The 15,314-nt window shown below is 51.9% G+C and carries 13 protein-coding genes; 10 read left to right on the top strand and 3 right to left on the bottom strand.

Translation table 11 applies throughout. The features are described 5' to 3' along the window. Position 1 precedes the first annotated feature (1 nt). The 9 genes from V8F51_RS07210 to V8F51_RS07170 are packed head-to-tail and all read left to right on the top strand — an operon-like array spanning position 2 to position 10,392. Positions 2-1,438 (top strand): LLM class flavin-dependent oxidoreductase, encoded by a 1,437-nt coding sequence (locus V8F51_RS07210; RefSeq protein WP_337099496.1) that lies wholly within the window; start codon positions 2-4, stop codon positions 1,436-1,438. 10 nt (positions 1,439-1,448) lie between these two features. Continuing rightward, positions 1,449-2,756, top strand: a complete 1,308-nt coding sequence (locus V8F51_RS07205; RefSeq protein ID WP_337099495.1) for a 4-hydroxyphenylacetate 3-hydroxylase C-terminal domain-containing protein — start codon at positions 1,449-1,451, stop codon at positions 2,754-2,756. Further along, positions 2,753-3,670 (top strand): ABC transporter ATP-binding protein, encoded by a 918-nt coding sequence (locus tag V8F51_RS07200; RefSeq protein ID WP_337099494.1) that lies wholly within the window; start codon positions 2,753-2,755, stop codon positions 3,668-3,670. Before V8F51_RS07205 ends, V8F51_RS07200 begins: the two co-directional genes overlap by 4 nt. A gap of 24 nt (positions 3,671-3,694) precedes the next feature. After that, the gene (locus tag V8F51_RS07195; RefSeq protein WP_337099493.1) at positions 3,695-5,125 is read left to right on the top strand and encodes a 4-hydroxyphenylacetate 3-hydroxylase family protein; all 1,431 of its coding nucleotides are present in this window, start codon (positions 3,695-3,697) and stop codon (positions 5,123-5,125) included. Further along, a complete protein-coding gene (locus tag V8F51_RS07190; protein WP_337099492.1) occupies positions 5,122-6,759 on the top strand; it encodes a copper resistance CopC/CopD family protein in 1,638 nt (545 codons plus the stop codon). Before V8F51_RS07195 ends, V8F51_RS07190 begins: the two co-directional genes overlap by 4 nt. 40 nt (positions 6,760-6,799) lie before the next feature. Beyond that, positions 6,800-7,438, top strand: coding sequence for a YcnI family copper-binding membrane protein (locus V8F51_RS07185; protein WP_337099491.1), 639 nt, complete (start codon positions 6,800-6,802; stop codon positions 7,436-7,438). A gap of 36 nt (positions 7,439-7,474) precedes the next feature. Then, positions 7,475-8,560 carry an ABC transporter substrate-binding protein gene (locus V8F51_RS07180; protein ID WP_337099490.1) on the top strand — a complete coding sequence of 362 codons (1,086 nt, stop codon included), beginning with the start codon at positions 7,475-7,477 and terminating at the stop codon, positions 8,558-8,560. 50 nt (positions 8,561-8,610) lie between these two features. Next, positions 8,611-9,393: an ABC transporter permease gene (locus V8F51_RS07175; RefSeq protein ID WP_337099489.1), complete on the top strand. Its 783-nt coding sequence runs from the start codon at positions 8,611-8,613 to the stop codon at positions 9,391-9,393. Between the two features lie 18 nt (positions 9,394-9,411). Continuing rightward, entirely contained in the window at positions 9,412-10,392 is a 981-nt protein-coding gene (locus V8F51_RS07170) for an ABC transporter substrate-binding protein (RefSeq protein ID WP_337099488.1), read from the top strand. A gap of 59 nt (positions 10,393-10,451) precedes the next feature. Here the strand turns inward: V8F51_RS07170 and V8F51_RS07165 are convergent, their stop codons facing one another. Continuing rightward, positions 10,452-11,537, bottom strand: a complete 1,086-nt coding sequence (locus V8F51_RS07165) for a copper resistance D family protein (RefSeq protein ID WP_337099487.1) — start codon at positions 11,535-11,537, stop codon at positions 10,452-10,454. Further along, a complete protein-coding gene (locus V8F51_RS07160) occupies positions 11,538-12,122 on the bottom strand; it encodes a copper resistance CopC family protein (RefSeq protein ID WP_337099486.1) in 585 nt (194 codons plus the stop codon). A gap of 279 nt (positions 12,123-12,401) precedes the next feature. On the opposite strand from V8F51_RS07160, the gene V8F51_RS07155 reads away from it, so the two are divergent. Then, positions 12,402-13,748 carry a hemolysin family protein gene (locus V8F51_RS07155; protein ID WP_337099485.1) on the top strand — a complete coding sequence of 449 codons (1,347 nt, stop codon included), beginning with the start codon at positions 12,402-12,404 and terminating at the stop codon, positions 13,746-13,748. Between the two features lie 274 nt (positions 13,749-14,022). Here V8F51_RS07155 and mnmA read toward each other — a convergent pair whose 3' ends face one another. After that, a complete protein-coding gene (gene mnmA / locus V8F51_RS07150; protein WP_337099484.1) occupies positions 14,023-15,159 on the bottom strand; it encodes a tRNA 2-thiouridine(34) synthase MnmA in 1,137 nt (378 codons plus the stop codon). Between the last annotated feature and the right edge of the window lie 155 nt (positions 15,160-15,314).

Below are 15,314 nucleotides of genomic sequence, written 5' to 3'. Positions count from 1 at the left end.
AATGAGTAAGGCAAACAGGCAAATCAAGCTAGGCGCTTTCTTAATGACGCCCGGCCATCATGTGGCGGCGTGGAGATATCCGGATACGGAAGCTTCGGAAGTGTTGAATTTCAAGTTTTACAAAAAGCTGGCCCAAATCGCGGAGCAAGGCAAGTTCGACTTGTTATTTCTTGCTGACGGTTATGCAGTATCTGAAACGTATCCAGAAGCGGTTACTCAGACGGTTACGGTGCGGCCAGAACCGATTACGCTGTTGTCCGCGCTATCCTCGGTAACCGAGCATGTCGGACTGGTCGGGACGGTATCAACCACGTACAATGAGCCGTTTCACGTAGCCCGCAAATTCGCATCGCTCGATCATCTTAGCGATGGCCGGGCAGCCTGGAATGTGGTTACATCGGGAAATTCAGCCGAAGCGAAAAACTTCAACAAGGATGACCATTTGCTCCATTCGCTTCGTTACGAGCGCGCGCAAGAATTTCTTGATGTGGTGAAGGGCTTGTGGGACAGCTGGGAGGATGATGCATTCGTCTATGACAAGGATAATGCGGTATTCGCCGATAGAAGCAAGCTGCATACGCTTAATCATAAAGGGGAATGGTTCTCCGTTCGCGGTCCGCTCAACGTGGCTAGACCCGTACAAGGGTATCCGGTCATTGTGCAAGCAGGTGCTTCCGAGCCAGGCAAGGAGATTGCTGCAAGAACGGCAGAGGTTATCTTCACCGCCTGGCAGACGCTAGAAGAGGCACAAGCCTTTTATGCGGATGTGAAGGGACGGCTAAGCAAATACGGTCGTTCGCCGGATGAGCTGCTCATCATGCCGGGGGTATTCCCGATCATTGGACGTACGGAAGAAGAAGCGATAGAGAAGAAAGCCCAATTGGAGCAGCTGATTCCTTTGGAGGCTGGGGTAAGCTTGCTCTCCAATCTGATTAGCGTGGATCTAAGTCCGTACCCTGTTGACGGCCCGTTGCCGGATCTTCCGGAGCTCGAGCAAATTAACGGAGGGAAAAGCCGCTTCACGCTGCTGAAGGATTTGGCGGAACGAGAGGGCTTAACGATTCGACAATTGTATCAACGAATCGCAGGAGCTAGAGGACATCGTGAGATTCTTGGCACACCTGTCCAGATTGCCGATCAATTGGAGGAATGGTTCGTTAATGGCGCGGCAGACGGCTTTAATGTTATGCCTCCTTATTTGCCAGGCGGCTTAGAGGATTTCACCCGGCTCGTTGTACCTGAGCTGCAGCGCAGAGGGTTATTCCGTACCGAATACGAGGGAACGACGTTAAGGGGCAATTTAGGACTCAAAAGACCTCCGCACCCTGCCGTTGCTCAATCATCATTCGAGAGCACAATCGAAACCGACCGGTCAACCGGAGGTCTTGTCACCCCTAATAGGGCGGATGAGGCCTCTTTTCATTCCGTGAAGAGGTAGGAGGAGAAAGATGACGACGAACAAAAGTCAGGAGACAATCGCAACGACAAGCCGGCGTTCCATTCGACTGGGTGAGAAGCTCATCGGCGCTGCGGAGGAGCATGCAGCCTATGTCCGTGAATGGACGAAAGTCGCGCACGTAACGGACAATGCAGAGCATCCGCTCCGGGAGCAGGCCTATCTGCTGCCGAGCTCACTGGATGAGCTGAGGCGCAAGAGAACCGGATATTACAGCTTAACGGGCGGCGGTTCCATATTCGGAAACGGTTGGGCTGATTACGCACATTCCTTGCTTGCGGGGTGGTACGGACATGTATCCTTGTTATCTTCGGTGAATCCGCCAGCAGCTAAAGGACGATTGGCGGTACTGTTCCAGCAAAGCTTAAAGCAGCGTTCGATTATTACGACTTCGCTCCAGCCTATAGTTAGAAAAAACGCGGATCTGCCGATTGTTCAGCATACGAAGGAAGGTATAACTTTGCATGGCGAGCAGACCTTTGACTCCGATGCGCTGTTCGCGGACGAATTACTGGTGTTCATTCGCGAACAAGGGGAAGCAGCGCCTGCTTCTGCAGTTCTTATTCCCGTACAATCTGCTGGATTGGAACTCAGACCGAATGGAGTCCAATCAGAGAGCCTGAGCGCGGGTGTTCAGGTGTCGTACGAACAAGTAGCGATACCGAGGGAGAGGATATTGCACGATAACGATGCTCCCGAGCTTCGCAGGCTGCTTGGTCATCACCAAGTCAAAGCAATCGCCGACTACCAATGGGTATCGAGACAGCTTGATGCGCTGGAGCTTGTTACGGGCACGGCATTCGCTCTGGCGGAGTTGACAGGTGAGGTCAAGGAGCTGCATATTCAAGGCGACTTAGGCGAGGTTATTCAAAATGTGGAGACGTTAAAAGCGCTGATCCATGCTTCGGAGATTGGGGCGGATGCCAGCTTAACCGGAATTGTTCTGCCTTCGAGTGTTCCGCTGGAAGCAGCTCGCAAAGCGGGCGGCCTCTATTATGCTCATGCCGTGCAAGTGTTGCAAAGAATAGGAGCCGGCATATTTTTGCGTGACCAGCATCTCTTGCAGCAAAGGGAGTTGGGGGAGAAGCCAACGATCCTCCAGCTGGCTTGGCGGCTCTCGGGAAGCGCGGAGGCTGCTAAGCGCAAGCTGCATGAGCTGCATGCGTTTGGAGATCCAATTGTGCAGTCGTCAGAGTTGTTCAGACAATATCCCGTACAGGTGCTGCGTGAAAGATATAAGCAATTCTGGCACGGTATTGATGCAAGGTCGAAAGCAAATCCAAAGGAGGCTCAGCTATGACGGTAAAGATAGCGGCGAGAAAGGTTGGCATGCAGTTTAAAGCATTAAATGAGGCTGGCAAGAAAGACAGTATATCCGTGCTCGACGACTTCGATCTAGACGTCAAAGAAGGAGAATTTCTAGCTATACTCGGACCGAGCGGCTGCGGCAAGTCGACTTTCTTGAATATATTGGCGGGGCTATCCCGCCAGACGGAAGGAGATATCGAGGTTGACGGCAAGCCGATCAACGGCGTCGACAAGAAGCACGGCGTCGTGTTCCAAGGTTATGCGCTGTTTCCTTGGCGCACGGTGCTTCAGAACGTCGAGGTTGGCCTGCAAATTCGAGGGGTTCGAGCGAAAGAGCGGAAGGAAATCGCGCGTGAATATATCCAGCTTGTCGGCTTGCAAGCGTTCGAGAACCGTTATCCGCATGAGCTGTCCGGCGGCATGAAGCAGCGTGTAGCGATTGCCCGTTCGCTCGCTTATGAACCGGATGTGCTGCTCATGGATGAACCCTTCGCTGCGCTTGACGCGCAAACGAGGGAAATCCTTCAGTCGGAGCTGCTTCGTATTTGGGATTCGAAGAAAAAAACGATCGTGTTCATCACGCACAGTCTGGATGAGGCGATCTTCTTGGCGGATCGGGTCGCGGTCATGACGGCAAGACCCGGAAAAATTAAAGAGTTGATCGACATTCCGCTGGAGCGACCGCGTCCGGCCGATATTCGCAATTCCGAGGCGTTCGTTAAGCTGCGCCAAAGAGCGTGGGAGATATTGAAGGATGAAGTAGATAAATCCGATTCATTGGGTCAACCTGGAGTTAAGCCGGCGCCTGCGCACACCGTTGTAGCAATAGCAGGGGGGCATGGGGGAGGGCAGCCGTACCAGGTTGCCGCTGAATTATTGCCCGAGAAGGCAGCGAACCATGGCTAGGACAGATGAAGGATGTGAGTGCCTATGACGGCAGGAAGCCGCTATATACAAAGATTGAATGACGGAAGAAGGGTATGGCTGAACGGAAATATCGTGCCGGATATAAGGTCGTCCCCCGCGTTTCGGGGGACGATTGAATCGGTGGCAGCCATTATGGATCTGCAAGACGACCCGTCTGTAGAGCAGCAGTTAACTTTCATTGCCGAGACCGGGTCTAGAGCGAATCTAGCCTTCCTCATACCGGAGCAGAAGGAGGATTTATTTCGTCGCAGCCATTCTTTCAAACTATGGTCGGATGCTACATTCGGCGTTATGAGCCGCGTCGGCGGATTTTATCGCTCGCAGCTGACCGGCTGGCATATTGCCAGAGGATTGATCCGAGATGAGCAGCCGCAATTTGCCCAAAAAATATCCGATTATTTCGCTTACGTAAGAGATAATGACTTGCTTCTTACAGCGGCGGGCCATGATCCGCAGATCGACAGGACGAAGCTCGCGTCGGAATTAGGCGATCTGTACACTGCGGTTCGCATCGTACGCGAGACGGAGGACGGAATCATCGTAAGGGGCGCGAAGATGATTGCTACAGGCGGACCTTATATGGATGAAATCATGGTCTCCCCTCACAGCAAAAAAACAGGCGAAGAACAGCAATATGCCGTCATGTTCGCCATTCCTGTCAATCAAGAGGGTGTTCATCTTATTTGTCGGGAATCGTTTGCCTCGGAACGAGATGAATGGGAGGATCATCCCCTAAGCGCGCATTACGATGAGATGGATGCCGTGCTCGTATTCGAAGATGCGCTGATTCCTTGGGAGCGGGTATTCATTAAGGAAGATCCTGAAGCGATCTGGAAAATCCGCTCTGATCGAACGGTATCTTCGCTCAGCCTGCACGAGAACATCGTTCGTTTGGTAAGCAAGCTGGAATTTACGGCAACGGTCGGCAACGAGCTTGCTGAATCGATAGGCATTACGAGATTCGCGCATGTTCAGGATAAGCTTGCCGAGCTGTTCTTCCAGCTGGAGTCGATCAGATCTCTTCTTTTATCCGCCGAGCATCATGCGATCTATAGCCCGCATGGCGTTTGGGAGCCCGCGTTTCAACCGATCTTGACGGCCAAAAACCTAGGCAATCGTTATTATCCGAGAGCGCTGGAAATCCTTCAGCAGCTGTCGGGCGCCGGGATGCTGCAAGTACCGTCGACTATTGCCGAGCTGAGAGGTCCGCTAGGCACACAGTTACAAACCTATTACCGGGGTGCGGACCGTGGAGCAGAAGAGCGAGTCAGACTGCTTAAGCTGGCTTGGGAGCTGGTGGGCAGCCAGCTGGGCGCCAGGCATGAGCTGTATGAACGCTTCTATGCGGGCGATCCCGTACGTACATACGCAGGCCAGTATACCGAGTATGACAAACAAGCGCTGCTCGATAAGGCTTTGCGTATATCCGTATGATCCCTGTCATCCGGCAACGTTTGTACCGTATTGCGGCCGGGTATACGCTACTTCTAATGGCGCTTCTCGCATTCCCTTATGCGTCTGTATCCGCACATTCCTCATTGACGAGAGCAATACCGGCACCGGATAGCCGTATGGAAGCTTCGCCTCCGGAGGTTACGCTATCGTTTAACGAAAGAATTGAAAATACAGGCTTTGAGGTAAAGGTATATAACCGTCAAGGGCTCCCGGTTACGGATTCCGAGGCAGTCATAGATAAGAATCGAAGAACGTTGACTTTAGCACTCCCGCAGCTGGAGGACGGAGGTTATACCGTCACTTATCGTCTCCTGTCGGCAGACGGTCATCCGATCAAAGCATCGTATGTATTCACGGTAGGAGCAATGACTGACGCCAATATCGGCTATTCCTCGGCTGCGCGTCTTCATGAAGAGCATGACATCGGGAAAAATGCAGGTTATTGGGCCATAAGAGCTTTCTATTATCTCGCTCTGCTTGCCGCGACTGGCTGGGCTGGCTTGCAGCTATACGCCAAAGGGCTCGTCGATGAGAATCGTCGGAAATATAAGCTATGGCAAAAGCTTCTGCTAACGGTATTGTTGCTGGCGTACGGGCTGCTTGCTTGGAGCGATTACCGCAATTTGGCGGAGGGATTCGAAGCGTCTGACCTTACTGCTGTACTGACCCGTACATCGATTGGTATTTCTTACATGCTTTCCTTGATTATCGCCGTCGCCGGATATTTCATATTAGGCAGGAAGAAAGGCGTCGATGCGGGTTGGGTGCTGTTGCTTTTCGGCGCTAAAGGCTTGAATGGTCATGCTATGGGATTTGCAATTCCGATCGTGACATTCGTGCTAGATGTAGCACATTTGGTTGCGGCGAGTCTATGGGCAGGTGTTCTGCTTGCATTCGTAGCGTTCGGAATAAGAAAGAGAAGCAGTAGTGTCGAATCGTATTATCCCGTGCTCTCGCAAACAGCGCTTATAGCAATCGCTCTGCTCGTCGTCAGCGGCCTGACCACTGCGATCTTGTATACGGACGGCTTCAAGCATCTGCTCGATACTTGGTGGGGAAGGCTGATGCTTGGCAAAGCCGGGCTTGTGCTGCTCGTGATTGCAACAGGCGGACTCATTCGCTCGCAAATCAGGAAGCGAAGGCGTGGCCGATTGCTTGCGTGGTTAGGTGTGGATCTCGCATTGTTCGTGGCCATCGTCGCAATAACCGGCATATTCACGTACCTGAATCCGCTCGCCGCGACAGGGCCACTATTCTGGCATGAGAACGTGAAGGGCGTACATATTGCTGTCATTATTACGCCTAACGAGCCGGGATCTGTCAACCAGTTCAATGTTTCCATCGGCGGTCAAGCCGCAGGAGGCGGCGAAAAAGAGCTTAGAAAGGTAACGCTGCGGCTGCATTATGAGGATAATCCGGATATTGCGCCGGTCGATGTCGCGTTGAAAGAGGTCCGAACGAACGGAAGCCCGTTAAGTCTTTACGACTTTAATTACAGCGTAGAAGGTAACTATCTCGCGTTTCCCGGCAAATGGAGGCTTGAGGTGCGCGTTCTGAACGCCGACGCGGATGAATTCGTAACCGAGAAAATGTTCTATAGCGAAGCAAGATAGAAAACCAATTCAGCAACAAACAGGAGGAGAGGGAGAGGTTATGAGAAGAGTATTTCCGATAGCGATTATCGCCGTACTATGGCTGACGCTATTCGCCGGAACGGCTTCGGCGCATGTAACGGTATCTCCTGCGGAAACGACGCAGGGGTCCTATGAGGTGTTTACAGTAAGAGTTCCGACGGAGAAGGAGTCGGCGACGACGAAAGTGGAGGTGTTATTCCCGGACAGCGTATCGATTAGCCGCGTACAGCCGCAAGCAGGGTGGAGCTACCGTTTCGATACGAATGCGGACGGCAATCATACGGCGATTGTATGGATGACGGAAGGAGAAGGTCTGAAGGACGGCGAGTTCGGCGAATTCAAGCTTCAGGGCAAGGTGTCGGATGACGCGAAGGAGCTTGTCTGGAAAGCGTTCCAAACGTATGCGGACGGTTCAGTAGTGGAATGGATCGGAGGCGCAGAGGCGGATACTCCTGCTTCGGTAACGAAGGTGCTTCCCGGAACAGGCAGCGACGGCCACCATGCTTCAGGCGCAGGGCATGTTCTAGCCAGCTCATCGCCCAATTCGGGTTATGAAGGTTGGTTAAGCTCTTCCGCCTTCTATGTCGCGCTTGCGGCGCTGGCCGCTGGAGTTGTGGCCTTGTCTTTGACGCTGCGTAGAAGAAAAGGAATTGCTTAACGATAGTTACTATTTTCATATGAGGAGCGTAAAAAAATGATAATCGACAAATTAGCAAAAAAGGGACACTTAACAAAGCTGGCCGCCATCATCGTGCTGGCGCTATCGATCAGCGCATGCGGCAATGCCGGCAATAAAGAAGAGGATTCAGCCGCAACTGGCAATAGCGGGGCAGCATCGGACATTAAGGAAATCGTAGAATTCAAATATCCTGACAACCCGGGCTTTGATCTCGTTTACTTGGCAGATGAGCTCGGTTATTTCGACGGAACGACTACAAAACCCAAGTATGTCGGCAAAATAGCCGCGCCGCAAATTATTCCATTGGTCGGTACGGGCGACATCGATTTTGGCTCCCGAATGGTGCCGCTTGTCATATCGGCTATTGCTAGCGGCGCCGACATTAAAGTCGTCTCCGCAGGAGGCAAGACGCTTCAAGAAGCACCGCATATGAAGTATTTCGTAAGGGATGACGGCAGCATCAAAACGCCTAAAGATTTGGAAGGCAAGACGATTGGATTCAACAGCTTCGGAGCCTGCGCGGAATTCGTATCGAAGAAATGGTTCAAGGAGCAGGGGGTCGACATTAGTAAAATCGAGTTCCTCGTCGTACCTGACGATAAGCAGGAGCAGACGCTGGAGCAAGGCGGAATCGATCTTGCCATTATCCATGCGCCGTTCTCGGGCAAAGCGGAGTACAATGAGAAGCTGGTCAAACTATGGAGCGACTACGATCTTGACGGCGGGTTAGGTGGAATGGCCCCTTACAGCGTCAACGGCAAATTCGCGAAAGAGCATCCGCAAGCGGTTAAGGATTTTGTATCGGCAATTGCCAAAACGGCGAATTGGGTCAATGAAAATCCGGATGAGGCAAAAGGAATTATTGCGAAGCGGCTCGGCGTAGATGTGAAATATATCGATCGTTTTGCTTATGTGGATGACCTGGTTGTAACGGAGGATCCGATTCAATACTATATCGATATTTTGGAAGAGTACGACAAAATTCCGAAGGGTAAGATTACGGTCAAGGACGTATATACGAATGAATTCAATGAATTTGCCCGGAAGACGGCTGCTATAACGGGCACCGACAAAGAGAGCGGCAGCGATGCTACTACGTAACGGAATCTTTGTCGTCATAAATCCGACTAAACCAATGAAAGGAGTGCAGTATGAAATTGAACACGAAATGGCTTTCAAAAACGATCGATCGCAGTTTGGCGATTCTATTGTTCTTCGTCGTATGGGAGCTGCTGCCTCGTCTCGGCATTGTTAACCCGGCCTACTTAAGCCCGCCGTCCGATGTTGTCATCTCCATTGGGAAGCTAATCTCGAACGGAGAGCTCTGGACGCATGTCTCAGCAAGCTTGCGCAGGTCGTTATCCGGCTTGCTGCTCGCGATTGCATCCGGTACGCTGCTCGGGTTGCTGCTGGGCTGGTTCAAGCGATTCGAAACGATTCTAGACCCGTTGCTGCAGCTGGCAAGGCAGGTATCGGCATTCGCCTTGTTCCCGGTATTCATTCTTTTCCTCGGTATCGGCGAATCATCCAAAACGGCTATCATTTTTTGGGCATCATTCTGGCCGATTCTGCTCAATACCGTGAGCGGCGTCAAGCATGTCGAGAAGCTGCTTATCGATTCGGCAAAGTCTATGGGCGGCTCGCAGCTGTTCATTTTCTTCCGGGTTATCTTGCCGGCAGCCGCTCCCAGTATTTTTACGGGCATTCGCTTAGGCGGGGCATATTGTATCACGGCATTGGTAGCTGCAGAAATGATCGGCTCCTCGGCGGGGCTTGGTTTCTATATTCTCAACTCGCAGGAAATATTCCAAATTCCAGATATGTACGCAGGCATTATTCTGCTTGCGGTTGTAGGCCTGCTGCTCAATTATGTGCTTGCATTGATTGAGGCGCGGTTCACTCGCTGGCGGAAAGGTCTGGCGAATAATGCCTAGCTTTAGGAGGCAGTCGGTATGATTAGGTTGCAGGGCGGCGTAGCTTGTTTATTCCTGCTGGCGGCTATGTCGCTGCTGATTGGCTGTACTGGGCAGCAACTTGCTGCCGAGCCATCTGCTGAGCAATCGATCCGTCTGCCGGTCGAAGCAGGCAAGCTGAAATTCGGCTACAGCGGCAACAGTATCTTCATCGGACTTAAGGAGCAAGGCAAGCTTGAGGCTAAGCTTGCCTTGCAGTCGATTGTTCTGGAATGGACGTCGTATGATGACGATGCGGCATTGTATGAAGCGATTGAGGCGGGGCGTGTCGATATCGGCTCGGTAGGCGATGCGACCCCCGCTTTCTTGTATAGGGAAGGTTCATCGGTTGTTTATTTGGCTGCCGAGCCAGCGAATCCGACCGCCTATGCCGTTGCGGTGCCTCTGGACTCCGACATCTTTTCGGCAGATGATCTGAAGGGAAAGAAAATAGGCTACACCGCTTATTCGAATGAGCACTTGCTGCTTCTTCAGGTCCTTGCGAGCGTACAGCTGGAGCAGAAGGATGTGAAGTCCGTAGAGCTCAGTCCAACGGAAATAGAACCCTCCTTCGCGGAAGGGAAGGCGGACGCTTGGGTGATCGGCGAGCCTGAACGGAGTGAGATCGAAGCTCTTGGCTTGCGAGTCATTGCAGATGGCTCTGCTTCGTCGGCGAGGCGCGATATTTTAGTATCTACACAAGAGAGTATGGAGGAAAGAGAGGCGTTATTCGAGCTCGTATTAGCGGAAATCGGAGTTTACGAGGAATGGGTGACAAGCAACGTTCACGATGCAGCCGAGCTGCTTACGACTCATACGAGCATCGAACATATCAGTTGGTTAGGTGCGTTCAGCCGCAAAGCTTACGGTACAGCGCCCTTGCTGGAGAGTATCGCCAAGGATGAACAGCATGTCATTGACACGGTCGCTTCGCTAGGCGGGAGAAAGAAAGGGTTCGGCATTGATGAATTATTAAAATGAAAAGGCAGATCCCGTGTTGGCAATTATGCTGCCAGCGGGATCTGCCTTTTTTTCAGAGATTAAACAAGCGAGAACATGAGGCCAAAATATCCGAACGCCGCTACGAGAAGCCCCATCAGAAATGCGGGCATCAGGCGGTTCGTGCGATACATCCAAATGAGTCCGCCTGCCATTAACAGAGCGGCTGCAAACATCAGAATGCTCTCGAGGCCGGGCTTGAATGCAATCGAAATGTCCGGACTAAAGCTGCCTTGATACAAGCCGGTGAACAATGGCGACGGCGACACGGACTGCAGCGTTTCCTTCACCGTATGCGGCGGCGCTTGTTGACCTAGAACAGCGGTTGCAATCAGCACGAGAAGCGCTACGATACTTTCTGCCTTCAACCATCTTCGCGGATTAAATGATGCGTCGCGTGCGGCAACCTTCTTGTATACGAACCCGTTCGTGAAGGCGAAGAGGAGAAGCGGCAGTATGAGCAAGTGCTTAATAAGAAGCATCTGGCCGTAGGGCAGCATCCAAGCGTTCACATATTCAGGCGTTGTAAATGTCATTAACATAATGCCTGCGCCGATCGCAACGAGGACAGCCCCGATCGCAACAGGCGAGAACCAGCCGAGGAACGCCTTCCAGTTGTCATTGTTGACCGAGAACCAGCTTACGACGAACAATGTGCCGATCCATATGCTGACTGCCAGGAAGTGCGCTGAATGGACGACGAGCCCTTTAAACCCGTACAACGATGAGGCATGCCCTGCATATCCGAGCCAAACGATAAGCAGCAAGGTGATGAACAAAGCGACCTTCGGCATATGCTTGTCTGTGTTGAACGCTTTGATGCCGAGCAGACAGATCAGACCGGCTGAGCCGACAACGGTCCAAATCCACGCCTTGCCGATGTTAAAGTCGAGCAAAATGCTTTTTAATATAGAGCCGTAAGACATATCGAAGTCCCGAACATAAATGACGGCGTTGTTATGTATGGGAACGAATGAGAGCAAAGGGATAGCGATGGTGCATACAACGAGCAACCAGTTCGGTACTCGGACATCGGGCCTTTTCTGCTCCGGAATAATCCGGAGCAGGAAGCCGCCTGTCAATAGCGCAAAGCAAATGTACAGTAAGCTTTCGCTAATGTAGGTCATCTATTTGCGCCTCCGAGCAAGTAATACTACAGCTGCAACTACGATGATTGCGCCAATGACGATTACTGCGGTAGTCGTCCCGCTGCCGCCAGAGCTATCCTCATCGCTTGAGCTCGTGTCGGGAGCTGCTGTTTCTGCAGGATTGTCATTAGCGGCAGGCGGGTCGGTAGGCGCCGTTGTGGGAGCTGTCGTTGCTGCCGGCTCATCCGTTGCAACCGGTGCGACGGTAGGTTCAGCGGCTTGTACGGTGAATGCATATTCGCCTTCTACGGAGTGTCCGTCCGTTCCGATAATTGTCCATTTGACGGTGTAGATACCATTCTGCAAGGCGCTTGGAACCGCGGCGCTCATCGTCTTGCCGTCAACAACGGTCTTATCGGTAGCAACCTGTTCACCAGCAGCATTGAACAGCTTCAGATTGCTCAGGTCCTCGATCTTCGTATTATAGGAGAGCTCGATGCTCTGCGGCGACACGGCAACAGTAGAATCTTTCTCGGGTACTGCCGTTTCAAGTTTGGAATGGGCAGATGCAACTCCCGGTACGAGCCAGAGTGCTGCGAGCAACAGTAACAGTATTTTTTTCACGGTAATCCTCCTGAAAGATAGTATGGTAAAGACGGGTCGTATACAGAAGCTGATTGCATTATATCAGATTAGCGTTTGCGTTAGCTTAAAAATAAATGGCTTATTCGTCTCAGCATTATGACAAATTTATGTCCGAACGGGCTTAAGGTATGCATGTTGGCGGGCTTACGGCGAATATACTTCATTACACAATACACAAAGATTGCCGAATCTTTGTCTAACAAAGGAGGTGCGCCTGTCATCGCCGCAGGCTGTGCCTAAGCGATCGGCAGGAACCGATTGGGTGAACCTCTACCGCTCGGATTGTCTTTAACGCTCATTGTCGTTTTGGTGTTTATGAACGGTTTTTTTGTCGCTGCCGAATTTGCGATGGTCAAGGTACGGGGAAGCCGTATCGACGCGCTGATCTCCGAGGGACACGCTCGCGCGAAGCTGGCCTCACGCATGACGAACAACTTAGACGCCTACCTGTCCGCTTGCCAGTTAGGTATTACGCTTGCATCGCTTGGTCTCGGATGGATTGGCGAGCCTGCCGTCGCCAGCATGCTTGCGCCTTGGTTCGCTCAGGTCGGCTTTCAGAACGAAGTGTTCGTCCACACCGTCTCGTTCATTATTGCATTTAGTTTTATTACGGTTTTGCATATCGTGCTTGGGGAACTCGCTCCTAAGACGGTCGCCATTCGGAAATCCGAGACGGTAACGCTGCTGACGGCGACGCCGCTCGTTTTTTTTCACAAGCTGATGTATCCCTTAATATGGCTGTTGAACGGCACGGCTAATCAGTTGCTTAAAGCGATCGGCATCGAGCCGGCAACGGAGAAGGATGCTGCGCATACAGAGGAAGAAATACGTATTCTGATGAAGGAAAGCCACAAGAGAGGACTCATCGACAATACGGAGCTGACGCTTGTTGATAATATATTTGATTTCACAGAAACGAACGCGCGCGAGATTATGATTCCCCGCACCGAGATGATCTGTTTGAACACGGCGCTAACAATAGATGAGAACAAACGAATCGCGCTTGAGCAGATGCTGACGCGGTATCCGGTGTGCGAGAACGATAAAGACAATATTATCGGCTTCATTCATATTAAGGATTTGCTGAAGGACACGGCGCATAGCATCACCGATATTGCTCAAATTACGAGGCCGATTACGTCTGTGCCGGAGTCCATGCAAATTAGCATGCTGCTCAAGCTTATGCAGAAAAAGAAGACGCAAATCGCGATTCTGATCGATGAATACGGCGGCACATCGGGGCTTGTAACGCTCGAAGATATTATGGAGGAGATTGTCGGGGAAATCCAGGATGAGTTCGACGAGGAGCGGGCCGATATTGAGAAGCGGGATGATGCTTCCTACTCCATTAACGGACTCATGTTAATTGAAGCGGTTAACAGCTACTTCGGTCTGGATATTGACACGGATGATTTCGATACGATTGGAGGATGGATCTATTCGCAGATCGATATTCCGCCTAAGCGCGATCAACGGGTGCATTATCCCGGCGGGTTCACCTTCATCATCGAGGAAACCGATCATTTGCGCGTATCCCGCATTAACGTGCGCAAGGATGACTGGGATAAGGGCGACGATAGCGGAAGCTCCAGCCGGTTTGGCTAACTAGTCGAAAAGAAAGGCTGTCTCTCGGTCGCATTGGACCTTCTGAGACAGCCTTTTTTTGGGAATAGGTTCGCTACATTGGATTTCTGTAGTATAGAACGCCATATGCAGTTTCGTTGCTAAGCTATACTGGATTTCTGCATCAACTTTGCTCTCGATTGCAGATAGGAGGCGATTCAGGGCAAAGTTAGTGCAAATATCCAACATAGGTTCAAAAAGTCGCTACAACGGGCAAAAGTTACTGCAATACTCCAACATAGACACTTTGATCCACTTATGCTTGAAGCTGAGCTTCGAAGGCTGCTGCGTCGACCTTGTGGACGACGTCGATCGTGCCCCCGCCCAGGCATACGTCGCCGTCATAGAGAACGACGGCTTGGCCAGGCGTGACTGCCTTCTGCGGTTTGTCGAACACAATGTCGGCAGTGCCGTCCGCACGCATCGTGACCGTTACGCCTTGGTCTTGCTGGCGGTAGCGGAACTTGGCCGTGCAGTGGAACGGAGCATCGGGCAGCGTTGGCGCGATCCAGTTAAAACCGCTCGCGGACAAGCTGTGCGAATATAGGCTGGCATGCTGCTCGCCTTGAACAACGTACAGAACGTTGCTCTCCAAATCTTTGTCGGCAACGAACCACGGCTCGCCCGTGCCTGAACCGCCGATGCCAAGACCTTGTCGCTGACCAAGCGTGTAATACATTAGGCCGTCGTGGCGGCCTTTCTTCTCGCCGCTGCGAATATCGATCATATCGCCGGAGCGGGCAGGCAAGTATCCGCTTAGAAATTCCTTGAAATTGCGCTCGCCGATGAAGCAAACGCCGGTGCTGTCCTTCTTCTTCGCCGTATACAACCCAGCCTCTTCGGCAATTCGGCGAACTTCGGGCTTCGGCAGATGGCCGATCGGGAACATGGCCTTCTCCAGCTGGCGCTGATTAAGCGAGCTAAGGAAGTAGGTCTGATCCTTATTCGAATCGACGCCGCGAAGCAGCTTCGTGACGCCGTCCGCATCGCGCTCTACGCGGGCATAGTGGCCGGTCGCCAAGTAATCCGCCCCGAGTTCAAGCGCGCGCTGCAGGAAGTCTCCGAACTTAATCTCGCGATTGCACATGACGTCCGGATTAGGCGTGCGTCCCCGTTTGTATTCATCCAAGAAATAAGTGAACACTTTATCGAAATATTGCTTCTCGAAATTAACGGTATAATAAGGGATGCCGATCTGATCGCAGACACGGCGAACGTCCTCCGAGTCTTCTTCGGCCGTGCAATGGCCGAACTCGTCGGTATCGTCCCAGTTCTTCATGAATATGCCGACTACGTCATAGCCTGCTTGCTTGAGCAGCAGCGCCGTAACGGAGGAATCAACGCCTCCGGACATGCCGACGACAACTCTTGTGGAGCTGATTGGTTTTGTCATAGGTGAAACACCGCCTTGCTTGTCATTTCGTGAAAATCACGTCTATTGTAACATACGCGCAAAAGTTTTTCATGAAGATGACAACCTTTTTGCACATGGCAAGCAGGGGATATGTTAACATAGAAGTGATATGGGAATACAGTGAATTAGAGAGC

The organism is Paenibacillus sp. YIM B09110 (assembly GCF_037167145.1).
GTDB lineage: Bacteria > Bacillota > Bacilli > Paenibacillales > Paenibacillaceae > Pristimantibacillus.
This window is presented reverse-complemented; position numbering and strand designations above follow the sequence as displayed.

Coding starts and splice junctions, on each gene's coding strand:
- V8F51_RS07190 (WP_337099492.1), top strand. CDS start 5,122: ATGATCCCTGTCATCCGGCAACGTTTGTACCGTATTGCGGCCGGGTAT.
- V8F51_RS07170 (WP_337099488.1), top strand. CDS start 9,412: ATGATTAGGTTGCAGGGCGGCGTAGCTTGTTTATTCCTGCTGGCGGCT.
- V8F51_RS07180 (WP_337099490.1), top strand. CDS start 7,475: ATGATAATCGACAAATTAGCAAAAAAGGGACACTTAACAAAGCTGGCC.
- V8F51_RS07175 (WP_337099489.1), top strand. CDS start 8,611: ATGAAATTGAACACGAAATGGCTTTCAAAAACGATCGATCGCAGTTTG.
- V8F51_RS07195 (WP_337099493.1), top strand. CDS start 3,695: ATGACGGCAGGAAGCCGCTATATACAAAGATTGAATGACGGAAGAAGG.
- V8F51_RS07200 (WP_337099494.1), top strand. CDS start 2,753: ATGACGGTAAAGATAGCGGCGAGAAAGGTTGGCATGCAGTTTAAAGCA.
- mnmA (WP_337099484.1), bottom strand. CDS start 15,159: ATGACAAAACCAATCAGCTCCACAAGAGTTGTCGTCGGCATGTCCGGA.
- V8F51_RS07165 (WP_337099487.1), bottom strand. CDS start 11,537: ATGACCTACATTAGCGAAAGCTTACTGTACATTTGCTTTGCGCTATTG.
- V8F51_RS07185 (WP_337099491.1), top strand. CDS start 6,800: ATGAGAAGAGTATTTCCGATAGCGATTATCGCCGTACTATGGCTGACG.
- V8F51_RS07210 (WP_337099496.1), top strand. CDS start 2: ATGAGTAAGGCAAACAGGCAAATCAAGCTAGGCGCTTTCTTAATGACG.
- V8F51_RS07205 (WP_337099495.1), top strand. CDS start 1,449: ATGACGACGAACAAAAGTCAGGAGACAATCGCAACGACAAGCCGGCGT.